Here is a 25116-nt window from a genome sequence, read left to right as displayed (position 1 = left end):
AGATAGGGATTTGAACCCTAGAGGGGCTATAAACCCCTGCCGGTTTTCAAGACCGGTGCATTCGACCACTCTGCCATCTCTCCACGTCGTGATGCAGGATAATACTTAGGTGAGTTGCCTGTGTAAATAGCAAAAAGATCGTTTGCTTAAAAAGTGAGCGTAAATGAGGTTTTTTTTGTAAATTATGAAAATTAAAGATGATTTTTAGCTATGAGGAGGGAGCTGGCAGCAAACAGATGAAGCTAAAGAAGAAACTTCATTTAGTGGTTGGGTGTTTGCTGCAACAATACAAAAATCATGGTTGGGTGACTATTTGTATTGAATTGCACCGCCAAGTGCTAATTTTTTTCCGTAACGGTTAAGTTTAGCTAACATTCTCGCTTTGCGATTAGTTGGTTTAACTGCAACGTGAGTTGTGGCTGTTTGGTTTAATGTATTAATTGGGTTCATTGTATTCGCTCCAAGGTTGTGTCTGTTGAAAACGTGTGCATTTTGCCCGTAGGTTGGTTAAAAATAAAGCGATAAAAATTGCTGGTGAAGTATTAGTTTTTTTAATCTGAAAGTGTTTTTTTGATTTGCTATTTAATGGCGTTTGTTTTTATTTTTGTATATTTATTCATTATATTTGTGTGCTATATCACTTTTGCATGGGGTTTTTTTCAGTTTTTTTATTTTAATATGTTTATAAATAGATTATTTTGAATAGTTATTCAGATTAAATTATTTTGTATTATTGGGGTGGGTTTTACTTCATTCAAAGATTTAACATGCTATTTATAGGTGGTTAATTATTTATCCGAGAAGATCGTTAAAATAAACGATAAAAAAGAGTGTTGCTAGGCTTTTAAATTATAAAAAAAGTGCCTAGGTTACTAGGCACTTTGGAGCTGGTTGCGTTTTAAAACGCGTCTAACTGGGGATCGCACCGCCTCAGAATTTAAAACTTAAAAAGGAGTGGTTTTAATATGTTGCAATTTGGGCTTACAATCATCAGCTCGAACGGCATTCTATGTGATCTAGAGCGAAGTGAAGATTATACTTTGGTTTGTATTTTACTATGAAGCCACAAAATGCCTCTGCACAGCAAGAGCAAATCCACTCAACAGTCTATTATTTGAGTTAAATGGGACTGGTGGGGTAAAAAACGCAAAATGCGGCATAGCTTAAAAGCAAATGCCGCAAAGGGAGATTAATTAAAATGCTGAGCAGTTAGTGCTGTTTTATAGTAAATAACTCATAGCCTTTTAATGCAGGCACTTGCGCAGCAAGTTGAGTTTCTTGTTGTGCGATTTCAATAAAGTCACCACACAGTGTATTTGCACGCTGTTCAAGTTTTTTTGCATGGAGCTCTACTTTTTCTTCTATTTGTGCGCCCATATTTTCCATGCGCTCTTCAAAGGCTTGCATATCGCCACCTGAACCCATTAGCTCAGAGCCTAATGCTACTAAAATACTGCCCATTGATTGCATTACGGCCGACTCAACGGCAGTTTCTATTTGTTGTTCAAACTGCTGTTCAAAGTTTTCACCAAACTGAGTGAAGCTTTGCTGGCCCATGACAAATGTACCTTGTTGGTAAAAGGTACCCTCTACTTCTTGTTGAATATCGTCCATCAAGGTTGCAATGTTATCGAGGCCATCAATATTAAATGCATTGGCGACTTCTTCTAATGCAACACCTGCAATTTTAACCCCTTCAAGGGCAATATTGGCCACTTCAGGTAATTGCACGCGTAAATTATCTGTGTAGTTGGTCAGTGCTTGGCGCTGTGCACTATTTAATGCTACTTGCTCGCCATTGATAGACAGCTCACCTTCAGCGGTAAATAGCATGCGCTGATTATTGGCTTTAAAAATTTCTAACTCATTAGGTTTGATGCGCACATCGTTATTAAATACAACGTTACATTCGTCGTTACTAAATGAAATTGAAGAGCTGTTATCGTTATGAGCCATGGCGACGGGGGCGCACATAATTGCGCTAACTAATAATAATTCTTTCATGTTTATTCTCTGTTTTTTGCTGATGATAATTAACTTATAACAAGTTTGGTGCCAATAGTTTTTAGTGTTTAAAAACAGTGACTTGTGATTTTTAAGGTGCTTTGAAGTTGAAAGTAAAGTCATTGAAAAAGCTAAAATTTGGTCAAAATAACCAACAATTAAATGCTAATAAATAAAATTTATCGATACGATAAAAAACTCTCACTTTCCACAATTCAAATTTAGCGCTATTTATTCACAATACTGACACAGAGACTATTTAGGATAGCGATGTGGCTTTATTTTGACGGAAATTTGTACAATAAATTTGCGTTGAACATTTTAATTTCACCAATTATCGCGATACAAGAATCCGTAATTGGTCTCAAACACTTTATGGAGTGGGTTGTGGGTAAGACATTTAGTTACGATGCGCTAGATGATGATTTTGTTGAAGACGAATACGAAATGGTCGGGCGTAATCAACACGACAAGAAAAAGCAAAAGGTGAAAAGAAAGTTAGAGGATTACCTTGAGCAAAAACGCTTGCGTAAAAACCTAGGTGAAGATGACTTAAACGATTATATTGATTAGGTTGTCGCTAGTACAAATCAGTGCCGACATATTAGCTTTTAACTGCTACTTAGGTAGTATTTAAAGCTCTGTGGGTTGGTAATAAAGAGGCTTTATGCCTCTTTATAATTTTTAAGCCTCAAACTTTAGCTGCGAGCAATGCTTTTTCAATTACTTTTTCTAGTTTTTCAGGTTTAGTAAAGGGCGCGTAGCGCTTAATAGGTGAGCCATCTGAATTAATCAAAAATTTTGTGAAATTCCACTTAATTTTTCGTGTTAACAACCCCGGTAATACAGATTTTAAATAGCGAAAAACCGGATGTGTATGCTGACCATTAACGTTCACTTTTTCTGCGATTAAAAAACTAACTCCGTAATTGATTAAGCAACCTTGCGCTATTTGATTCGCGTCTCCGGGTTCTTGCTGGCCAAATTGGTTACACGGGAAACCTACAATGACTAAACCTTGGCAGGCATACTTTTCGTGTAATGCTTGCAATGACTTATATTGATAAGTGAATCCACACTCACTTGCAGTATTTACTATTAACACAACTTTACCTACAAACTCTTGAAAATCGATAGGTTGGCCTTGCAGGCTAGTTGCACTTAGTTGATGAAATGGGTGCATATTATTAAGCTATTATTTGTTTATTTGGCATAGTCTAACCTTTGCTTGGTGATTAACAAAGTCGAAATAGTGAACACTGCTATGGCGTTACTGTTAATTTAAAATCAAAAATAACCCCATACCAGCAAGTGTGGTTAGGTAAATATTATGTGTTTTGTAAGCAACTATAATGGCTACAATCGCTGCGCTTAAATAAGGATTTTGCCAATTTAGATTAATGCCACCATCATTTATAAATACGATAGGCACCCAAATCGCTGTTAGAACCGCAGGTGCACTGAAGCTCAAAAACTGCTGCATTTTAGGCCCTACTTTAAATGGTAGCGCGCGATGTAAGAATAAATAACGAGTAAAAAAGGTAATACATGCCATAAGTAAAATAGTCGTCATCATGATTTAGTGTCCTTATTTTTTACTATTCTAGTTACAGCGTAACCTGCACTCATCGCGAGTAGTGCTGAGCATACCAACCACAGCTCAAAGCCTGTGCTTTTTAATAAAGTGGCACAGATCCCTGCAACAATGACAGTGATAAGTGTGGCTAAATTTTTAACTCCTGGGATAACCAAAGCAATAAAGGTTGCAGCAATCGCAAAGTCGAGTCCTAAATTGGTGAGATCAGGGAGTATAGTACCGGCTACAATACCGAACAGTGTCCAAATATTCCAAGCAATGTAAAAGCTAAAGCCTGCGCTGAGCGCGTAAATTAGGCGCGTTTTAGTCTGGTAGGCGCGAGGATGATGCGAAAAAGCAAATAGTTCATCGGTTAATACAAAGCTGACTGGAAGGCGCCAACGCATAGGTTGCTCAATCACTTTGTGACGAACCGCCAAGCCATATAAAAAATGACGAGAGCTAATAATAAATGTGGTAAATAAAATGGTTAACAGAGGGGTATTACCAGCCATTAACTCAATAGCAACCAGTTGAGCCGAGCCAGCAAATACCAATAGCGACATAGCTTGAGTTTCAAAAGGAGTAAAGCCATTTTGTATTGCCAACGAGCCACATAAAATACCCCAAGGAATAACGGCTAAACATAATGGCAGCATATCTAAAAAGCCTTTTAGTATCGGTTTTTTAATGGACTGCATGTGTTTTACTCTGTGTAATAGTAGAAAGACTCATCGGGATACCTTAAGATTAAGATGCTAAAATAGTTAGCGTTTTAGATGATACTGTTTTTTAGGGAAGGTGCAATGTTCAAGGTAAAAGTGTGGGATGGCTTTTTAAGAAGCTTTCATTGGTTATTAGTATTGAGTATTGCTGCGCTTTATTTTAGTGCTGAAGAGGGCATGATAGAGCTACATTTTGTGGTTGGCTTTTTTACTTTAGCGCTTATTTCAACGCGGATTATATGGGGTCTCATAGGCAGTAAAACGGCAAGAATATCGGCATTACTGCATTCACCTAAATCGGTGCTTGCTTCTTTTAGTGGCAAAAAAACAAATGATGTGGGCCATTCTGCACCAGGCAGTTATATGGTGTTATTATTTTTTATACTGATTATTACGCAGCTGGTTAGTGGTTTAATGAGCAGTGATGGTATTTTAACTGATGGCCCGTTAGCGCAGTATGTATCGAGTGATACGATTGATTTCGCTAACTGGCTGCATCATATCAATTTTGATATTTTATTTTATGCGATTATTTTGCATGTTGTGGCTATTATTGCTTATAAAATAAAAGGCAAGCCTTTGGTAAAAGCTATGATCACCGGTAATAAAGCACTGGCAACACAAAGCTCAGAGCCTGAGACAAAGTCACCATGGATTGCATGGGTTTTATTTTTACTATTACTGGTTTTAATTATGAGTACTTGGGGAAGTGAACCTTTAAGTTATCTGCTTAGTTAAAAAAAATGGCGCTAATACAGCGCCATTTTTATTGTTTAATACACAGTGTTTATTAGTCTTTGAATTGCTTATGGCAATCTTTACAGCCTTTAGCCCATGCACCAAATGCTTTACCAATGACCGCTTTGTCACCTGTTTGAGCTGCTACAGCAAGTTCATCAGCATATTGCTGAAACGCTGTCGCTTTTTTCATAAAAGTATCGTTTTCAGACCATACCGCAGGAAGTGCTGATGTATCGCCTTTTTCAGTGCCTGCGTAAAATGCCTCCCAAGGCATTTTAGATAATGCCGCCGCGTTATTTGCACGCTGTTTGAATTGCTCTGCATCAAAAGGAATTTTACCCTTAAGCATAGCACCCATATCGCCTATTTGAACTGAAATCATAGAAAATGCAGCTTGGCGATACTCAATTGCATCACTCGGCTCTTTAAACGCAGAATTTGCAGATACACTAAGTGCGCATGTAGATAGTAATGCCCCGATAAATACTTGCTTCAATTTCACTTTACTCTACTCCTTTGACGGTTATTTGATTGTATTTGTATATTAGCTAACGCTTTAATTCAAGTTAAAGCAATGCCTTTAATCGTTTATATCAATATCAGCAAATATCATTCCTCGACGCATACTGCGGGTTGCTAAAAATACCTCGCCAAGTAATGACATAAATGCACATATTAGCAATGCCATTGCACCAACAAAACAACTACCAATAGTGACGCCTAAATTAATCGATTGTATATGCGATAAAAATAACAGCATAACCACAGCACAGACTAATAATGCACTTAATACACTTAAACTAAAGGCAATATGTATGCAGCGGGAGCGCTTAAGAAGCGCCCTTAGTTCTGTAGTTAGAGACAAGTTAAATTCTTCATCGGTGCTAACTTTTAATTTTCGCTCTAACTGCCTGGCTCTGTCTGTAATACGTGCCAAACGGTTGGATAACACCCCAAGTGTTGCCGCAATACCTGTAATTAAAAAAACAGGGGCAACGGCTGTTTGAATGACTTTGGCCATAGTTAAAATATTAATTACATCGTTGTTCATTTATCTCTCAATTTAAATCTTTTTGTTTACAATTTTTTACAAACTGAATGTGTTTTATTTTCCTTTTAAATCAATATGTTATGGTGATTTTTCAAGGTGGTTGTTTTTTTGTGTAACTTTAATGTAGCAATGCTGTTGCAGGCGCAAAGGCTGACGCTTTATATTCGTAGTTATCAATCAATGGAATTGAAACTAGTAAATACAATAATACATAAACTATCCTAGGGGAAACGATGTCTAATAATATAATTAAAAGAACAGCAATCGCGACAGCTGTATCGGGTGCATTTGTGGCAACATTTGCCAATGCTGCGACTTTGCCAAATACTACAATGACTAACAAGCAAGTAGAGCAAATAAAAGAATTGGCAGCTGATAAAAAAGCGCCTTCAGCCCACATGATTGTTTTAAAAGCAAAAACCTCAGTTGATGCAGTTGCTGCTGGAACCTACCAAGTATCATCTAACCGTGAAGTAACGGCTCAGGTTGAGCAGCTACAGGACATAATGGCGCTTGAGCTTAGCAGCCTAGATTTTAATGCTAAGGTAATTGGCAAAACTAAAATTTTAGCGCCAACGTTAATTGTTCAAGCAACCCCTGAAGCGTTAGCAAAAATTGCAAAAGATGATCGTGTTGCTAAAGTTTTACCAATGTTCGATCGTGAGTTACATGTTGCAGCCAGTTCAGAATATATTAATGCCAAGCCGTTAATTACTGATGGTATTGCAAGTGGTAAAGGTCAGCGTGTTGCTGTACTTGATACGGGTATCGATTACACTCATGCTGCTTTCGGTGGCGCAGGCACTGTTGAAGCTTACCTAGCCGCACAGGCAGATCCAACATCAGTTGCATGGCCACAAGGCATTGTACAAGGTGGTTACGACTTTATACGTGATGATGCCGACCCTATTGAAAATGATGCCGCTAACTCGCCATCAACGGGTGATCCAACTAATCACGGTACATCATCTGCAAACTCTGTAAATGGTATTGCGCCTGACGTTGAACTTTACGCTTACTCAGTATGTGGCGGCGGTTGTCCTGGCGATGCGCAAGCGGCTGCTCTAGAAGCTGCAATGGATCCTAACGGTGATGGCGATATTTCAGACCGTGTTGATGTAATGAATATGTCTCTTGGTGGTGAATTTGGTGACACTTACACGGGTGGTGGTACACAGTACTTAGTTCAACGTGCAGTTGATTTAGGTGTGAATATGGTTATTTCTGCTGGTAACGATGGTGATAATCCGTTCCGTGTTGGTGGTCCAAGTACTACACCTAACGCACTATCTGTTGGCGCTATGACTCACCCAACAACTGAAATCGGTGTGGCATCAGGTACTGTTGCTGGCGTTGAAGGTAATATCCAGGCATCAGGTTTTGGTCCTCAAGAAGATTTTGCTATTTCAGGTGCAGATATTGAATTAGTTTATCCTGATACAAACCAGGATGGTTGTACTGAATTTGCTGCAGATGTTGACTTTACAGGCAAAGCAGTATTAATCGACCGTGGTGCATGTGCCTTTACGCAAAAAGTATTGAATGCACAAGCAAATGGTGCCGAGTTTGTAATGATCGCGAATAATACCGACGATGGTACCCCAGCACCTATGGGTGGTTCTGATGCGGACGTAACTATTAAAAACGTAGGTATTAATTTTGCTGCAGGCGCTGCTTTAAAAGCACAATTAGCAGCTGGCGGCCCTGCAACATTTGATATTAGCGTTGAAATTAAAACAACGGCAGGTGCGGTTGCAACATTCTCATCTCGTGGTCCTTCTATGGATGGGTTATTAAAACCAGAAATTACAGCGCCAGGTACGAGCATTGATGTAGCAGCAGCAGGCACGCAAACAGGCACAAACCCTGTTTCAGGCACATCTTTCTCTGGCCCAATTACAGCAGGCGCTGTTGCAATGATCCGTGAAGCGCATCCTGAGCGTAATGCGTTTGAGATTAAAGCAACAATCATGAATGCAGCAAACTTAAACGTAACAAATGAGCCTCTAGCTATTAATCCTGATTCAGAGCTTGCGCCAATTAGTATGATAGGTGCTGGTTTAGTTGATGTGACTAAGGCGGCTAACTTGCCAGTTGCTGCATGGGTCCATAATAGTGAGTTTGACACAAAACAAGCTGCACTATCTTATGGTTTAGTAAGTTTAGCGGAAACAGGTTCAATTACTAAAACAGTGACAGTTAAGAACTTCTCTGCAGATGCAAAAACTTATAATCTTCGCACAGAAGCGCGCTACCAAAATGATATTGATACGGGCGCAGTTAGTTGGGATTTCCCTGAATCTATAACAGTACCGGCAGGTCAAGCGATTAACTTTGATATTACAATGACGGTTGATCCAAGTAAATTACCTGCATGGGAATTAGAAAATCCATTCAGTGAAGAGGATATTGCAGCAAGAAGTGCTGCATTAACATCAGTAGAGTTTGATGGTGCGTTAGTATTTGATGATGCATCTACAGATGGCGATCACGATTTACATGTTGTTTATCATGCAATGCCAAAAGCTGCGACTCAGTTGAGCTACTCACCTGAAATTGTTAACAATGAAATGGCATTGGTTATTGAAAATACAGGTCAAACTGAAATTTCTCCACAAGCTGAAAGTATTGTTGCAATGGGGACAGAAAAATCAGTTGAAGATGCTGAATTTAATATCCTGTCTACTACATTCTCTGCATTCAATGCAGATTTCTGTGATTCAGGAATTTATATTACGTCATCAATACAACTACGAGATCCGTTAACTCATACTTTCCAAGCGGGTTATAGAATTGAAATAGATACCAATAATGACGGTGTATCTGATCAGTTCATGCAAAACTTAAATGACCGTGGTCGCACAACTGCATTCCCAGGTCGTAGCCGCACATTAATTGGTACAACTGATGGCGCTGGTAATGATGCATGGCAATGGGGTACGCCGCTTTTCCATGCTGCAGGAGAAGACACAGTTACTTTCTCAGGTTGTTCAGAGTTAATGAATATTGATGCTTCGCTTCTTGGTGAGCAAATGAACTTCAAAGTATCGGTAGGCTACCCTAGTTACCAAACTGGTGTTTACAGTGAAACAGACAGCGTAACAGGTTCAACAGTATTTGGCGTACAACCAGCAGTTGAAATGACCTCTTATGAGACAGGTGAAGCAATTTCTTCACTTAAACCTGGTGAGAAAGCGGTTGTTTCTGCAAGCGGCCCGTTTGCATTATCGCAAGGTTCAGGTACTAACATTATTAAAGTAATGGCAGCTGAAGACCTAGAGTTACCAGACGTTGAAGCTCCAATGCTGGTTGGTGGTGAGTTTAGTGTTTCTGAAGATGCAGCTGATGGAACTGTAGTAGGTGCGCTTACTATTGAAGAATCAGACTTAGACTTAGCTATTTCAGAGTACTATGTTCAATCTAATACAAACCTTGGCTTTGCAGTTGATGCAGATGGTCAAATTGTAGTTGCAGATACCACTTTATTAGCGGGTGATACATCTGCAGAAATGGAAGTTGTTGCGATTGATGTTCGTGGTAATGTGTCAGAGCCTGCAATGGTAACAATATCCGTTACTAAAGTAGCGCCTCCGGTTGTTACTCCAGAGCCTACTAAGAAAAGTTCTTCAGGTTCATTAGCTTGGTTAACATTACTTGTAGCGCCGTTTGCCTTTATGCGTCGTCGTAAGCAAAAGTAATTAAATAAATTAAACATTAATTAAAGGGAGCTTCGGCTCCCTTTTTACATAGCTTCACAAACTAAATTTCTGTCGTGTTTAATATTAGGTATATTTAATAAAAATAAAAACTACAGAGATTCCAATCAATGAAACATACCCCATTTGTTCTTACTTTTATTTCCTTAGCTATTTTAGGGGGATGCAACAAAGCTCCTGACGTTGAGCAATCAGCAAAAATTGAAAACGCAGCTACTCAAATCGCAGTAATGCCGCCGGTTGCTAAAAAAGTACCATATGAAATGTCTATTCATGGCGACACGCGTATCGATAATTATTATTGGATGCGTGATGATGAGCGAAAAGATCCTGAGGTACTTAGTTACCTTGAGGCTGAAAATGCTTATACAGATGCAATGCTTGCGCACACAAAAACGTTACAAACTAGGTTATTTGAAGAGCTAAAAGGGCGAATTCAAAAAGACGATGATTCAGTGCCAGTTAAAAACGGTGACTATTATTATTCATCACAAACTCGCGGTGATAACGAATACGCAACTTATGTACGTAGTAGTGATTTTGCAGGCACTGACCAGCAGGTTATTTTAGATGTAAACGAGCTAGCTAAGGAACATGATTATTATGCCGTAAGTGGTTTAGATGTAAGTCCAAACGGCAATTTAATGGCATATGGTGAAGATACCGTAAGTCGTCGTATTTATGATATAAAAATAAAAGACTTAAGCACTGGTAAATTACTCGAAGATACGCTTAAAGGTACGAATGGCAGTGTTGTTTGGGCAAACGACAACAAAACGCTTTATTACATAAAAAAAGATTTACAAACTTTACTAGGTTACCAAGTTTATCGTCATACGCTCGGTACCCCACAAAGCGATGATGAGCTGGTTTATGAAGAAACAGATACCAGTTATTACATGGGTATAAGCAAAAGCAAAGACGATTCAGAAATTTATATTTGGCACAGCAGTACAACTGCGTCAGGTGTATCGGTTTTAAGTGCTGATGATGTAAATGCTAAGCCAAAGCGTTTAATTGAGCGTGAAGCGGATCTGGAGTATGGAATTTCTAAGCTGGGTAATACTTACTACATTGTCACTAATTTAAATGCGGTTAACTTTCAGCTTATGAAAGTTGATATTGATAAAGCTGGCGATAAAGCTAATTGGCAAACGGTGATCCCCGCTCGCGATAATATAAAATTAGAAGGCATCGACTTATTTAACGACTACTTAGTGTATCAGCAGCGTGAAATGGGTCAGTCGACTATTATTGCTCGTAACTTAACCACGGGTAAAGAGATACCGCTTAGTTTTAACGACAGTGCTTATACAATTAGCACCTACGGTAACAATGATTTAAATAGCGATACATTACGTGTGTATTATACCAGTATGACAACACCCGCTTCATCGTATAATGTTAATTTAGCTACTGGCAATAAAACATTACTTAAACAACAAAAAGTACTCGGTGATTTTAGTGCAGATAATTACGCATCAGAGCGAATTTTTGTCACTGCACGAGATGGTATTAAAGTACCGGTAAGCCTAGTCTATCGCAAAGACATGTTTAAAAAAGAGGGGACTAATCCGCTGCTACAATATGGTTATGGCTCGTATGGCGCGACCATGGATCCTACCTTTTCTAGCGCTCGCTTAAGTTTGCTCGATCGGGGTTTTGTATTTGCCATTGCGCATATTCGTGGTTCACAAATGCTAGGTCGCCCTTGGTATGAGGACGGTAAACTACTGACTAAAAAGAACACCTTTAACGACTTTGTAGATGTTACCAAGGCATTGGTTGAGCAAAAGTATGGTGCAAAAGATAAAATATTTGCTCAAGGTGGCAGTGCGGGTGGCTTGTTAATGGGGGCAGTGGCAAACCAAGCTCCTGAGTTGTATAAAGGTATGGTGGCTGCAGTTCCATTTGTTGATGTAGTGACCACGATGCTTGATGCAAGTATTCCACTTACAACCAACGAATACGGTGAGTGGGGTAACCCTAACGAGAAAGAATACTATGAGTATATGTTATCGTATTCACCTTATGATCAGGTCAGTAAGCAAGATTACCCAAATATGTTAGTTACTACTGGCTTACATGATTCGCAGGTACAATATTTTGAGCCTGCAAAGTGGGTGGCTAAGCTGCGAGATTACAAAACAGATGATAATAAGCTACTGTTTAAAATCGATATGGAAGCAGGGCACGGAGGTGCATCAGGTCGCTTCAAACGCTTAGAAGATACTGCCTTAAATTATGCTTTTATGCTTGATTTAGCGGGTGTGAATAAGTAACTGGTCTGGCAATATCAATAAGCGCAGCTATTTGCTGCGCTTTTTTATTTTTAAATATACACAAATGCTTTGCATTGGATAAATAAGCATTTACATTAAGGTGGCTAATGAGTGTGAATATCATTTTAGCGCAAAATAAAAACGAGAAGGGAGAGTGTAATGGAACAAAATCAAGAGATTAAAGTCGTCAATAAAGATGACCGCACCTGGGCAATGCTATGTCATTTAAGTGCATTAGCGGGGTTTATTGTGCCATTTGGGTCGGTACTCGGCCCTCTTATTATCTGGTTAATTAAAAAAGATGAAATGCCAATTGTTGATATACATGGAAAAAAAGCCCTTAATTTTCAAATTACTATGGCTATAGCTTATTTTGTTTGTTTTTTACTAATTTTTGCAGCGGTTGGTTTACTACTGTTACCTATGGTGGCTATTTTTTCATTTGTGATGGTGGTTATCGCAAGCGTGAAAGCCAACGATGGCAAAGAGTTTAATTATCCCCTTAGCTTAAATTTGATAAAATAACTGTTTTTATTATTCAGCGCTTTGGTTTTAAGTTAAAAAATCGTTAAACCCAGCTAATTGCTGGGTTTAGTTTTTAGTCATAAGGAAAAAATGCTCTATATAACATTATTTTTTACAGCATTTATATCTGCCACGTTATTACCTAGCTCGTCTGAAGTATTGATGAGTGGCATGATCATGCAAGGCAATACTAACTTATGGCTGATTTGGTTTGCAGCAACCTTGGGTAATGTACTGGGCAGTTGTGTTAACTATTGGTTAGGGACGCAGGCATTGCGTTTTAAAGATAAAAAATGGTTTCCAGTATCTGAAAAAGGGCTTAAAAAAGCACAACAGCAGTTTAATAAATATGGTGTTTATAGCCTGTTGTTTGCTTGGCTGCCCATCGTTGGCGACCCACTAACCGTTATTGGCGGCGTGTTTAAAGTTCGCTTTACTACATTTTTAGTGCTGGTAACGCTCGGCAAGGGGTTACGTTATTTAGCGGTAATAGCCCTTGCCGTTGGATTATTTGTGCCAGTCGAGGGTTAAAGAAACCGAATCGGCAAAGCGCAACGCATGAGGTTTATCTACTCGAGCCTTAGCATAATTAACACTTGGGTGTGAGTGGCAAACAGCAAGAATTTCAGCAACTAGTTTTTCTAACAATAAAAAGTGTCCTTGCTCTACTAAGCTAATCACCTCTTTAGTAATCACTTTGTAGTTAAGTGCTTGGTCTACTTCATCTGTTTCACAAGCTTGATCAGCAGGGTAGTGAATTTCAAGGTTAATGACCACATCTTGTTTTTTTTCACGCTCATCAGGATTAAAACCAATAAATGTGCGTAGTCGTAAATTAGTTACATTAATAATTGCGTTTGCCATACATTATCCTTTGATCAGCTGTAAAAACTCATTACGTGTTTTCGGATCAGCTCTAAAGTTTCCTAGCATTACCGAGGTACGCATGCTTGAGTTTTGCTTTTCTACACCACGCATCATCATACACATGTGTTTTGCTTCAACAATTACACCCACACCTTTTGCACCAGTTACTTCCTCAACCGCTTTTGCAATTTGATGGGTAAGCTGTTCTTGAATTTGAAAACGGCGCGAAAACATATCAACAATACGCGCAAACTTAGATAAGCCTAATACTTTGCCATCAGGGATATAAGCAATATGACAGCGGCCAATAAAAGGGAGTAAATGATGTTCACACATAGAGTAAAGCTCGATATCTTGTATCAATACCATGTCGTCAGCGTCAGAGGTGAATACCGCATTGTTCGTGATTTCGTTAAGCGTTTGACGATATCCTTGAGTAAGGTACTCCATCGCTTTTGCAGCGCGTTTTGGGGTATCAAGTAACCCTTCACGTTCAGCGTCTTCACCTACAGCAGTTATAATTTTTTGATAGCTTTCTTTTAATTCGTTATGCATAAGTTTCTCAGTTTTATTAGATGACTTACTTAAGATGGCGACCACCATCAACAGGTAAAGCACGCCCTGTGATGTAATGGCTGTTCAGTAGTAGGTCTATACTATTGATAATTTCTTGGCATCCAGGTTCGATACCCATTAATGATTTTTTTAAAGTTTTAGCGCGGTACTGCTCATCATCATGTTGGTTAAAAATAATTAATGATGGCGCGACTGAATTCACTTTTATGTTAGGTGCGTATTTAGCGCTAAATGATTTAGTTAAGTTATCCAGTGCGGCTTTACTGGCCGCATAAGCAAGATGCTTTGGACTGCCTGTTTCCACTACATAATCAGTCAAATGAATAATGTCAGCGGGTTTAGCATGCGACGCCTGATAATTTAATAGTAAATCTGCGCAATGTAAGTTTACCAAGTACGGTGTTTTTGCATGAATGCGCATCATATTGTCAAACAGCTGCTCAAAGTGAGGGTTGTTAGCTTCACAGTCCCAGCTTGATGCATTATGAATAACTGCCCTGAGTGAGTCAGTGTGTGATTTAAGCAACGTAATAAAAGTATTAATGCCCTCATCAGTACTAAAGTCAGCATAAAGACAGGTAACCCCTTGTTGTTCCAACGAATCAACAGCCTCATGACGGGTCCGATAAGTAATAATGACCGCTTGCCCTTGGGCTATAAAGTGCTTTGCCAGCGCAAGCCCTATACGTTGTGCTGCACCAGTAATCAAAATAGGGGGGGTCATAAAATATAAAACTCTCTGTTGGCAAGCGTTAAGGTTAACGTTTAAAAATTTAAGCCACTTATTTTCACGTCATGTTTACGTAAAATACAAGCGGCTCGATCAGTTAAATTACGCTTATAATATTGATTTAAAAAGCATCGTATATTGTTGGAATAGGCTGGCGCTTATGTTGCGTGCGCTGGTAAATTGCAATTAGCGTTTCTTCTACATAACTTGAAACTGCTTTACCTTCTAAAAAGTCATCAATTTCTTCATAACTTAAGCCAAGTGCTTCTTCGTCTGTTAGTCCTGGTCTATCACTTTCTAAATCCGCTGTTGGTGCTTTCTCAACTAAAAACGCAGGCGCACCCAATGTGGTTGCTAATGCACGAACTTGGCGTTTTGATAGGCCAAATAAAGGAGCCAAATCGCATGCACCATCACCAAATTTAGTGTAAAAACCAGTAATATTTTCAGCACTATGATCGGTACCGACCACTAAGCCTTGGCAAAAGCCGGCTATTTCATATTGCGCGATCATGCGTTGGCGAGCTTTGACATTACCTTTAATAAAATCGATTTTATCTTGCGAAGGGAGTGTTTGTTCGGTACCCGCGAGAGTTGCCATTGTCTGCTCATGCAGTGCATCGGTTGCGGGTTTAATGTTTACCGTCATGCGGGTGCTCGGCTTAATGAAATCAACCGCCATTTGCGCTTCACTTTCATCAGCTTGAACGCCATAAGGTAGGCGTACAGCAATAAATTGATAATGAGTGTCAGGGTGTTCTTGGTTAAGCTCATCAATAGCAAGTTGACACAAACGGCCACAGGTCGTTGAATCTACACCACCACTGATCCCTAGTACAAGTGAGGTTGAATATGCCGCTTTTAAACGTGCTTTAATAAAATCCACTCGGCGTTTAATTTCAGCGTTTACATCAATCGAAGGCTGAACTTTCATTTCAGCCATAATCTCGGCGCGCATGGCCCGCTCCTTTAGTTAAATAATTTTTACGCTCTACATAGAACAACTATTATGTGATTTCATATTTATGAATTAAAGCCCTAAGTGAGCTTTTATTTGTTTAAGCTGGACTTTTAGCTCATCAATTTCTGCAAGTAAGTCATTTAGCTCAGTGTTTTTTATATCATCAGTGTGTGTTTGTGCCTCAAGTGAAGCCTCGTTCACAGATGATTGATCTGCAAATAAATGAATATATCGACAATCCCGTTTACCTGATTCGCGCGGCATCTTTTTAACATGATTGCTTTGAATTAGTTGTTCAAGTGACTTTTCAACATCATCAATACGAGCAAAGTCGGCAAGGCGGCTACTACGTGTTTTTAATTCGCCAGGTGTTTGTGCGCCTCGCAATAATAATAAACAAATAATCGCCCTTTGCTGTTGATCAAATTGCAGGTGACTAAACTCAGTATTACAAAAACGATGATCGTATTTATTAACTCGCCCAGACAGCCCTTCATTTACAGTGACTAATCGCATACTGATTAACTCATCAACGGTTATTTGAACTTGCTCTTCTGTATAATTAACAACTGGCGCGCGATTCGATTTTTGATTACAGGCATTTGTTAATGCATTTAACGATAAAGGGTAGTGCTCAGGTGTTGTGCTTTGTTTTTCTAATAAACAACCAATAACGCGTTGTTGCTCCATTGATAATTGCAATTGCATACCTTATCTCACCTAATAAATCCTATTTTTAGCTTACACTGTTATTTGCTTGTAAGCCATTGCTGGAGCTTAGAATGAAGAGTTGTGGCATTGAGGGGTTTAGTTAAATAGTCATCCATACCAGTGGCCAAACATTTGTCTTTATCACCCTGCATTGCGTTTGCGGTAAGCGCTATTATTGTTATGTTTTTATTTACCTTGCCTGCTTTGCCTTCTCTGATGGCAATAGTTGCTTGATAGCCATCCATCGTAGGCATTTGGCAATCCATTAATATTAATTGATAAGTGTTAGCTGGGTTTTGATTCAACTTTTCAATTGCCTCAGCACCATTTTCAGCAATCTCAAATGTCACGTTCAACTGTTTTAAAAAAGCAGCGGTAACAACTTGGTTAATTTTATTATCTTCTACTAATAAAACATGCGCCGCCAGTGTATCTGTCATAACCTCAGTGGCAGCAAGCGACTTTAGTTGTGTACCAACGTGTGTTTGCTCGATAGAGCTTTTTGCAGTCAGCGCATTTTGTAAATCAAAAGGGGTGAGTGGTTTAAATACGAGGGTTTCTTCGGTTAAAAATGTGGCACTTTTATTTGTATAACTCATGGGAGCCATAATAATTAAATGGCTATTACTTTTTGTTAAAAACTGCTTAAGTGCGAGTGCTTGAGCTTCGTATAATGGTTCAAATAAAGCACTGTCAACAAGCACAATGTTTGGTGGGGTATCTTCATGGCTATTAATGTAGGCACTTATAGACAGGTAATCGCAGATCGTGCTGACCTTAGCCCCCCAGCGAGTTAATTGTTTTTTGGCAATAGTGGTATTAAGTAAGCAATCATCAATAACCCAAATACGCTTATTTTTAATTGCTTGATATGCTTCGTGCTGTTGAACTGATTGAGGGGTTATCTTTATAAAAAAGGAAAATGTACTGCCTTTATTTGGTGCACTGCTCACATTCACTTCGCCACCCATGAGCTCACACAGCTGCTTGACAATAGCAAGCCCCAGGCCTGTGCCACCATATTGGCGTGTGGTTGATGTGTCTGCTTGAGTAAATGAATCAAATAAATGGGGCTGTTTTTCTGCGCTGATTCCTATACCTGAGTCAGCGATTGCACATTCTAAAACTGTGGCGTCAAGTGTGTGGGCAATTTTAGCGGTTATCAATATTTCACCGTTTTGGGTGAATTTAACGGCATTACCAATTAAGTTACTTAAAATTTGACGTAATCTATTCGGATCGCTAATAAATTCGCTGCTAGTGATATGTGTTGCATCCAAAATTAACGTGGTGTTATTTTGCTCGGCTCTTAATGCAAATGACTCAACCACCTCACCCAGTAAGTGAGGTAAATTAAATTGAATATTTTCAATGTCTAACTTGCCAGCCTCTATTTTAGAAAAGTCTAAAATATCATTAATAATTTCTAATAATGACTCTGCAGATGATTGCGCAAGTTTAATATGACGCTTTTGTTGTTGATCTAATTGGGTTGCTTTAACAATATTAAGCATTCCCAACACCCCATTCATGGGTGTGCGAATTTCATGGCTCATACTGGCTAAAAACTCACTTTTTGCAATCACAGCTTGTTCTGCGGCTTCTTTTGCCCTGACTAGTTGTGCCTCTGTTTCTATACGTTGTTGGCTAGCGTAAAGGCTGCCAATTAAAGCCCCTACAGCAATTAAAAAGCTTTCTTCATTATGGCTCCATGTTCTAACTATATCTTGCTCAGCACATACTATTCCAATAGAGCCACTGCTTGCAGGAATAAGAACACACAGCATCGCCTTGACTGAAAACGGTTGAAGGTAGCTTTCTTTGATGGGCGCTAAGTAGGGATGTTGTTGAGCATTATCAACACAAAATATCGCTTTTCGTTCTATTGCGGTAAAAAAGTCAGGAATAGTTTCTTGCAGCCACGGAATATTATTTTCGCTACCTGAACGATTAAAACTCGCAAATTGAATTAGCTGGGTTCTTTGTTGGTTAAACAATTTTATACTGGCGCAGTTTACCTCAAGGGCTTGGCAAATAGACTGCGTGATTAATTCTTTAGATTGGCTTAGTTTGCCATTTAATATTTCATCACTCACCGTTAAGGAGGCCAAGGTTTCGTTAAAACGAGCAATTTTACGATTTTCTAATTCTACTTTTTTACGGGCATCAATATTTTGTAATGAACCAAATATTCTTACACAACGGCCATTTTTATGTTCAGCTTCACCGTGAACAAGTGCCCATACAGGCTGACCATTTGCATTGATCACTTCAAGCTCAGTTTCGTAACTTTCACCATGCTTAATTGCTCTTTCAACCAGTTTAGCGATTTTTTCTCTACTTTCACCTTCTTTAAAATAGTTTAAATTTTCTGACCATTTTGGTTGCTCATCTAATGGGTATTCAAGTATTTTTTTAGTCATATCTGACCAAAACACGTGTTTTTTTTCTAAGTTAAACGACCATGCACCGACTTGTGCTAAATTACTCATCACCTCAAGCATTCTTTCGCTTTCTTGTTCACGGTTGAGTATTTTTAGATAAAACAAAAAGGCAGAAATGAGCAAGCCTAACACGGTTAAAATAATGAACCGTAAAGGCCAGACCGAAGAACTCACTGGTTGCCAGCCTTGCTTGGGTATAACATAAAGCTGCCAAGCACCTCCTTGAAAGTTTAAAGTAAATTCTAGAGGGTCTTGATCAGTAATAGAGGGGTCACCGAAAAAAAAACCACCTTGCTTACCTAATCCATTACGTCCTTGTATTGCTATATTATAATTTTGCTGTAGTTCAATGATCCCCGAATTTTCATAAACTTTTTCTATATCGAGTACCACTGAGAGCAATCCCCAAAAGGCGTTATTTTCTGGCAAGTATACTGGTACGCGCGCAATCAAAGCTTCGTTGCCTTGGATAAGCTGAAGTGGACCTGCCATCACGATCGTATTCGTGTCTCTTGCTTTAATGGCATCTTCGCGCTGTGCTTTATTTTCCAAAAAATTAAGGCCTATCGCTTTTTCGTTACCTTTAATCGGATGGGTCATTTTTATTACCATGTCTGGCGCCGCGCCAATGTTACGTAGCTCATTTGAGGTTTCAAAAAGGGGAGCTGCAATTTGTTCAAAGCGAGTTTGATCTAAGTTTGGCTCAGCGGCAACAGCAATAGCTAAGCCACGAATGAGTTGAATATTAGACACTAATACAGCTTCAAGTTGTGCTCTATAGGTACTTACCTGCGACAGAGTGCGTAATCGATAAGCATCTTTCTCACGGTGATAATTGACGTGATCAAGCACCAAGCTGATAGTGATTATCAACACCAGCGATAATAAAAAAGCCAGCTTAGCGTTATTAATTCGGGTGCGTTTGTTTTTGCGCTGCGGGGACATAGAATGTAATTAAGTTGTTAATCAAGACTGACTAACTATAGTCAATTTATCGAAGAAATAAAAATGGCGCAGTTAAAAGTGCGCCATTTTATTTTTATAATTAGTAGTTTAGGTGTGGTTATGAGTCGCTAATTTCGCGCGCCCAATGCTGTTGCTTTGCAACGTGTAATTTGCGGTAACCATCAAGAAGTGCTGCATGCTTTTTAAAGCCCTCAAGCGATAAGCCTGGGAAAGTTAAGCCGTTAAATAATTTACGACCTTCAGCAATTTCAATAGCAAGCGTGACATTGTCGCTACCAAACATTAAACCTAATGCATCTTGATAACTTGCATATTCGCGCTCGTCATCATATTTAATTTCAAGGATTGCTTTTAAGCAACGAAAGTGACGCATCGCTTCGTCGTTTACTTGGCCGGTATGCAAAATCCAATCAACCCAGTCAATAGCTTCTTCATTACCCGCCGCTAAGCATAAATGTGCTTTAAGCTCACCAATGCGTAGTGTGTGCCAAGGTGTATCGGCGTCGGTTGCTAAGCCAATGAATTCAGCTGCGCGAATAATATCGCTGTGGCCTGCTTCTTCGAGGTTGTCGTAAATTTCCATCCACTGTTCGCTATCGTACTGATCAAGCGATAAGAAGTCTTCGCGGAATTTAGCGCCTTCATTATTGTTGCGCCAAATTAGCTCATCTACAGGATAAATGTCTGACATACCAGGAACTAAAATACGACATGCATACACGTTTAAGTGGGTGTAATCCATAATATAGATATCGTGACCCATGCTATGAATTAAATCAGTACAGAAGTTGTATTCTTGCTCAGTTGAACCACTAAAGTCCCAATGTACAAATTCAAAATCTGCTTCAGAGCGGAAAAAGTCATGTGAAATTAAACCGCTTGAATCAATAAAGTGCAGTTCAATATTCTCAGGAGTAGCGACTTCGTCGTTATCAAATGTAGCAGGTTGGAATACGTCAAGTTGATCTAGGCGACGACCTTGCAGTAATTCGGTAACGGTACGCTCTAGCGCTACTTCAAATGAAGGGTGAGCACCAAAAGAAGCAAATACTGACCCATCAACAGGGTTTATAAGCGTGACGCTCATTACTGGGTATTTACCGCCTAGTGATGCATCCGCAATGCGTAAATGGAAGCCATGGCTACGCAGCTCTTCACAGGCTTCATGAATTTTAGGGTATTGTTTTACCACCTCTTCAGGCACGATTGGTAAGCTGATACCTTCGGCAATAATGCGGTTTTTAATAGCGCGCTCAAATACTTCAGATAACCCCTGAACACGGGCTTCAAATTTAGTATTACCGGCACTCATGCCATTAGAAACAAAAATATTACCAATCACATTCACCGGAATATAAATGTCTTGGTTGTCGCGCTGACGAGTGTACGGTACAGAACAAATACCACGTTCAAAATTGCCTGAGTTAAAGTCATAAAGGTGTGATGCGGTTAATTCACGCTCTGGGTCAAAATAATCCCATAAGCTTTCATCCATAATACCCTGTGGTATTTCATCGTTTTCAACTTTAAACCATTTCTCGTTTGGATAATGAGTAAAGTCATCATTGGCAAATTCTTCGCCTAAGTAAAAATCAGCAAAAAAGTAGTTACAGCTTAAACGCTCAAAATATTCACCTAGCGCAGAGGCGATAGAGGCTTTATCAGTGGCACCTTTACCATTAGTAAACATCACACCGCAGTCGCTATCTTTTATATGAACTGAATAACAGTTTGCTACAGGGTTAAGCCACAGCGCTTCTTCAATATTAATATTTAGCGCTTTTAGCTTGTTTTGCATGGTAGAGATAGACGATTCTAAATCGCGGTCTTTACCTTTAATAAATGTTTTTTCAGTCATTTTGATCTCAACTAGGTCTGCACAATACATGAACTGTGTATTATCGTGGATTTTGATGTTTATTTCACCCTTTACCCGCTTTTCGTAGTGTTTTTAATAGAACGAATATGAATATATGCTAATAATAGTTTATTGAAAAAGTTGAAGGGTATGTTTATGTTTAAAGTAATCAAACGGTTGCTATTAATTGTTGTGATTTTAGCGCTCGCCAGTACTGCAATTGTTTACGGCGTGTTGACTCTAAGTTTACCTACCCTTGATGGCAAAGGCCGAAGCGATGCGGTAACGCAGCCAGTTAAAGTCGCTCGTGATACGCTTGGCCAAGCTGTTATTACTGCAGCAACTCGCCACGATGCTGCCTATGGCTTAGGTTATGCTCACGGGCAAGACCGCTTTTTTCAAATGGATTTACTTAGACGTAATGCCGCAGGTGAGCTAAGCGAGCTATTTGGTGAAGCCGCGCTTGGGCTTGATAAAAAAATGCGTTTTCACCAATTACGTAAACGCAGCCAAGCTATTTTAAAAACCCTCCCGAAGGCCGACAAACAGCTGCTACGCAGTTATGCCCAAGGTGTAAATGAAGGCCTTGCACAAGTAGGGTACCCAAGTTTTGAATATTTACTCACGGGGGCTGAGCAAAAGCCTTGGCAAAGTGAAGACAGTTTACTAGTTATTTTTAGCATGTACCTTGATTTACAGTCATCTACATTTGAGCGCGACCAAGCTTTAATTCAAATAGAGCAGCAATACGGGGCTGAAATGGTAAGTTTTTTTACTCAGCCTAGCCAATATCAAGCCGCATTGGATGGCAGTCAGCTCGCTCTTTTGCATAACCCAATCCCCGAACTTTTATCGCAACCAATCACCGCGATTAAACCCATTACCGCTAACTTGGAAGTGGGTAGTAATAATTGGGCTGTCACCTCAAATTTAACCAACACTCAGGCTGCGATGCTCTCTGATGATATGCATTTATCAATGGCTGTGCCGGTTATTTGGTATCGAGCCCAATTAAACTATTCATTAAATAATAAACCCATGCAGGTAACGGGTGTCTCGCTTCCGGGAGCGCCGGCGATTGTAGTAGGCACAAATAACAACGTTGCATGGGGGTTTACCAACGGGTATTTAGATACCGCCGATTGGATTGCGCTTAATAGCGATAGCAAAATGTGGCAAGTAGATGAGTCTATTGCATTACCCAGTGGCAAAGTAGAAAGTTACTCCCTTACGCTCAGTGAATACGGTCCGGTAAAATACATCAATGAAAAGCCTTACGCACTGAGCTGGGCTGCACATCAACCATACGCCGTTAATATGCAGCTATTACAGCTTGAGCAAGCACAGACTGTTGATGATGCGCTTGATATTGCAAGTGACGTAGGCATTCCTGTGCAAAACCTGCTGGTGGTCGATGACCAAGGAAATGCAGCATGGAAAAATATGGGCGGCATACCTGCGCGAACAACACCCAATGAATTAGCCGTAAAAGAAGAAGATTACTCTGCGCTTTGGCAGCAAAACGAAATCGATCGACCTTTTATTAAAAATCCTGAAAACGGGCGATTATGGACAGGTAATTCTCGAGTGGTATCTGCTGATGATAACGTCCGTTTTGGTAATGGCGGCTATGCGCTTGGAGCCCGTGCAACGCAAATTCGCGATAGGTTATTTGAAAAACAACGCTTTAATGAAAGTGATTTTTATCAGTTGCAGTTAGATAACCAAGCACGATTTTTAATGCCTTGGCATGCCTTATTGCTTGAGCAGTTAAAAAAGCAGCCCACGCGCTATAAAGATCATATAAATGCCCTCGAAAACTGGCAGCAATGCGCTTGCCCGCAATCAATAGGGTATACCTTAGTAAAGACGTATCGTGATGAACTGATTAATATTCTATTTAGCAGTATTGAGACAACACTCAACCAGCAAGATGGCACATTAAAATATGTGAAACGTGATTTAGAGCCTGCTGTTTGGCAGTTAATAAAGGCTCAGCCAACAAGTTGGGTTAATCCGCAGTTTACTAATTGGGAGCAGCAATTACAGGGTGCCTTTGAGCAAACACTCACGCAGTTAACATCACGGTTTGGTAGTAACATACAAAACTGGCAGTGGGGAAAAGTAAACGAATTAGCGATTGAGCACCCGTTTGCTAAACAAATGCCCATACTAAGTAAGTTACTTAACATGCCAACAGCGCCCGGGTTTGGTGACAGTTATATGCCAGCGGTGCAAAAACGTAGTTTTGGCGCATCACAGCGTTTTATTGTTCAGCCTGGGCACTTAAAGAATGCTATTTTAACGATTCCGGGTGGGCAATCAGGGCACCCACTTTCTGAATTTTACCGAGCTGGCTTTGATGAATATGTAAAAGGTAAGCACACGCCATTATTACCGCAAGCATTAATGCATCAAATTGAAATTACACCAATGAACGACTAGCCTTGGATGCAAAGTGAGCTAAATAAGTAGTAATAACGTTTTATAACCCAGATAAAGCAACTATAGGAAAACAAAAATGAAAAAATTACTACCGGCATTAATCACCAGTTTACTGTTAAGCAATCATGCATTTGCGGATGAAAACCCTGTTACGGCTACACAATTAAGTGAACATGTTTACGTGTTATTTGGCCAAGGCGGTAACATTGCCGCAAGCGTGGGGGATGATGGTATTTATATTATTGACGATCAGTTTGCCAAGCTTTCCGACGATATTAAAAAAACCATTAGCGAATTAAAGCCAGGCAGTGCCGAGTTTGTAATTAACACACACCATCATGGTGACCATACTGGGGGTAACGAGAACTTTGCCAAAGCGGGCGCACATGTGATTGCTCACGACAATGTGCACAAACGCTTAAAAGAAAAACATGGTGAGGGTTCTGATTACTTACCGCGTATTAGTTTTGGCCATGATTTAAAACTGCACTTTAACAATGAGCATGCGCATGTTGTGCACTACTCAAATGCACACACAGATGGCGACTCGGTTATCTTTTTTAGTAACGACAACATAGTGCACATGGGCGATATATATTTTAACTTTGGAAGCTTACCTTTTGTTGATGTAGATAGTGGCGGTAGTGTTAATGGTGTTTTAGCGGCGGTTGATGATGTGATTAAACAAATTGATGAAAAAACAACCGTTATTCCAGGGCATGGCCCGATAAGCGACCGTTCAGGGCTAATGACGTATCGTAAGCTGGTACAAAAAGCGAAAGATGTTATGCTTAATGCTATGCAAAACGATGCCAGTTTAGAGCAAGTCCTCAAAGCCGATCCATTATCAGAACTTGGCCTTGAATATGCAAATTGGTTACCTAAAGAGCGCGTAACCACACTTTTTTATCGCAGTTTAAAGTAGCGCAAAGCGCGAA

22 protein-coding genes are annotated in these 25116 nt (G+C 39.6%); 8 read left to right on the top strand and 14 right to left on the bottom strand.

The genetic code is table 11. From position 1 onward, the window contains the following. Window positions 1–309: 309 nt before the first annotated feature. Window positions 310–450, bottom strand: a complete 141-nt coding sequence (locus CWC30_RS18365) for a hypothetical protein (RefSeq protein ID WP_008113257.1) — start codon at window positions 448–450, stop codon at window positions 310–312. Between the two features lie 759 nt (window positions 451–1209). Continuing rightward, complete coding sequence (locus tag CWC30_RS06025; RefSeq protein WP_069438778.1) at window positions 1210–2004, bottom strand: YggN family protein; 795 nt, start codon at window positions 2002–2004, stop codon at window positions 1210–1212. A 387-nt stretch (window positions 2005–2391) separates the two neighbouring features. Here CWC30_RS06025 and CWC30_RS06020 point away from each other — a divergent pair, with 387 nt between their 5' ends. Continuing rightward, a complete protein-coding gene (locus tag CWC30_RS06020; RefSeq protein ID WP_008108975.1) occupies window positions 2392–2577 on the top strand; it encodes a PA3496 family putative envelope integrity protein in 186 nt (61 codons plus the stop codon). 118 nt (window positions 2578–2695) lie between these two features. On the opposite strand, the gene CWC30_RS06015 is transcribed toward CWC30_RS06020, so the two are convergent. The 3 genes from CWC30_RS06015 to CWC30_RS06005 form a co-directional block, all read right to left on the bottom strand. After that, window positions 2696–3187 (bottom strand): glutathione peroxidase, encoded by a 492-nt coding sequence (locus CWC30_RS06015; RefSeq protein ID WP_069438752.1) that lies wholly within the window; start codon window positions 3185–3187, stop codon window positions 2696–2698. 93 nt (window positions 3188–3280) lie between these two features. Further along, window positions 3281–3580 (bottom strand): AzlD domain-containing protein, encoded by a 300-nt coding sequence (locus CWC30_RS06010; protein WP_016900234.1) that lies wholly within the window; start codon window positions 3578–3580, stop codon window positions 3281–3283. Beyond that, window positions 3577–4281 carry an AzlC family ABC transporter permease gene (locus CWC30_RS06005; protein ID WP_036980794.1) on the bottom strand — a complete coding sequence of 235 codons (705 nt, stop codon included), beginning with the start codon at window positions 4279–4281 and terminating at the stop codon, window positions 3577–3579. The genes CWC30_RS06010 and CWC30_RS06005 overlap by 4 nt, the downstream gene beginning before the upstream one ends. Before the next feature lie 105 nt (window positions 4282–4386). Between CWC30_RS06005 and CWC30_RS06000 the strand changes: the two genes are divergently transcribed. Next, window positions 4387–5043, top strand: a complete 657-nt coding sequence (locus CWC30_RS06000; RefSeq protein WP_076922591.1) for a cytochrome b/b6 domain-containing protein — start codon at window positions 4387–4389, stop codon at window positions 5041–5043. Window positions 5044–5095: 52 nt separating this feature from the next. On the opposite strand, the gene CWC30_RS05995 is transcribed toward CWC30_RS06000, so the two are convergent. Next, window positions 5096–5548, bottom strand: a complete 453-nt coding sequence (locus CWC30_RS05995) for a c-type cytochrome (protein ID WP_013463699.1) — start codon at window positions 5546–5548, stop codon at window positions 5096–5098. A 78-nt stretch (window positions 5549–5626) separates the two neighbouring features. Continuing rightward, window positions 5627–6097, bottom strand: coding sequence for a DUF2721 domain-containing protein (locus CWC30_RS05990; protein ID WP_008108981.1), 471 nt, complete (start codon window positions 6095–6097; stop codon window positions 5627–5629). A 233-nt stretch (window positions 6098–6330) separates the two neighbouring features. Here CWC30_RS05990 and CWC30_RS05980 point away from each other — a divergent pair, with 233 nt between their 5' ends. The 4 genes from CWC30_RS05980 to CWC30_RS05965 all read left to right on the top strand — a co-directional run bounded on the left by CWC30_RS05980 (window position 6331) and on the right by CWC30_RS05965 (window position 13151). Further along, window positions 6331–9795, top strand: a complete 3465-nt coding sequence (locus tag CWC30_RS05980) for a S8 family serine peptidase (protein WP_138626654.1) — start codon at window positions 6331–6333, stop codon at window positions 9793–9795. 128 nt (window positions 9796–9923) lie between these two features. Then, on the top strand, window positions 9924–12095 hold the full coding sequence (locus tag CWC30_RS05975) for a S9 family peptidase (RefSeq protein WP_138563482.1): 2172 nt from the start codon (window positions 9924–9926) through the stop codon (window positions 12093–12095). Between the two features lie 159 nt (window positions 12096–12254). Then, window positions 12255–12620, top strand: a complete 366-nt coding sequence (locus CWC30_RS05970) for a DUF4870 domain-containing protein (RefSeq protein WP_010392586.1) — start codon at window positions 12255–12257, stop codon at window positions 12618–12620. 90 nt (window positions 12621–12710) lie between these two features. Beyond that, window positions 12711–13151, top strand: coding sequence for a YqaA family protein (locus CWC30_RS05965; protein WP_036980806.1), 441 nt, complete (start codon window positions 12711–12713; stop codon window positions 13149–13151). On the opposite strand, the gene folX is transcribed toward CWC30_RS05965, so the two are convergent. The 7 genes from folX to ycaO form a co-directional block, all read right to left on the bottom strand. Next, window positions 13128–13484, bottom strand: a complete 357-nt coding sequence (gene folX / locus CWC30_RS05960) for a dihydroneopterin triphosphate 2'-epimerase (protein ID WP_013463705.1) — start codon at window positions 13482–13484, stop codon at window positions 13128–13130. The two genes, CWC30_RS05965 and folX, sit on opposite strands and share 24 nt — an antisense overlap. Before the next feature lie 3 nt (window positions 13485–13487). Beyond that, on the bottom strand, window positions 13488–14042 hold the full coding sequence (gene folE, locus CWC30_RS05955) for a GTP cyclohydrolase I FolE (protein ID WP_008108996.1): 555 nt from the start codon (window positions 14040–14042) through the stop codon (window positions 13488–13490). Window positions 14043–14067: 25 nt separating this feature from the next. Beyond that, window positions 14068–14787: a dihydromonapterin reductase gene (folM, locus tag CWC30_RS05950; protein ID WP_013463706.1), complete on the bottom strand. Its 720-nt coding sequence runs from the start codon at window positions 14785–14787 to the stop codon at window positions 14068–14070. A 127-nt stretch (window positions 14788–14914) separates the two neighbouring features. Further along, window positions 14915–15751, bottom strand: a complete 837-nt coding sequence (gene nadE / locus CWC30_RS05945; protein ID WP_036980816.1) for an NAD(+) synthase — start codon at window positions 15749–15751, stop codon at window positions 14915–14917. 72 nt (window positions 15752–15823) lie between these two features. Further along, complete coding sequence (locus tag CWC30_RS05940) at window positions 15824–16456, bottom strand: YceH family protein (protein ID WP_171034689.1); 633 nt, start codon at window positions 16454–16456, stop codon at window positions 15824–15826. Between the two features lie 47 nt (window positions 16457–16503). Beyond that, window positions 16504–19854: an ATP-binding protein gene (locus CWC30_RS05935; protein WP_138626652.1), complete on the bottom strand. Its 3351-nt coding sequence runs from the start codon at window positions 19852–19854 to the stop codon at window positions 16504–16506. 118 nt (window positions 19855–19972) lie between these two features. Continuing rightward, window positions 19973–21733: a 30S ribosomal protein S12 methylthiotransferase accessory factor YcaO gene (gene ycaO / locus CWC30_RS05930; protein ID WP_138626651.1), complete on the bottom strand. Its 1761-nt coding sequence runs from the start codon at window positions 21731–21733 to the stop codon at window positions 19973–19975. A gap of 156 nt (window positions 21734–21889) precedes the next feature. Between ycaO and CWC30_RS05925 the strand changes: the two genes are divergently transcribed. After that, window positions 21890–24178: a penicillin acylase family protein gene (locus CWC30_RS05925; protein WP_138626650.1), complete on the top strand. Its 2289-nt coding sequence runs from the start codon at window positions 21890–21892 to the stop codon at window positions 24176–24178. A gap of 76 nt (window positions 24179–24254) precedes the next feature. Then, window positions 24255–25103 (top strand): MBL fold metallo-hydrolase, encoded by an 849-nt coding sequence (locus CWC30_RS05920; RefSeq protein ID WP_036980826.1) that lies wholly within the window; start codon window positions 24255–24257, stop codon window positions 25101–25103. The last annotated feature ends 13 nt before the right edge of the window (window positions 25104–25116 follow it).

Source organism: Pseudoalteromonas sp. S4741, assembly GCF_005886135.1.
Taxonomy (GTDB): domain Bacteria; phylum Pseudomonadota; class Gammaproteobacteria; order Enterobacterales; family Alteromonadaceae; genus Pseudoalteromonas; species Pseudoalteromonas tetraodonis.
This window is presented reverse-complemented; position numbering and strand designations above follow the sequence as displayed.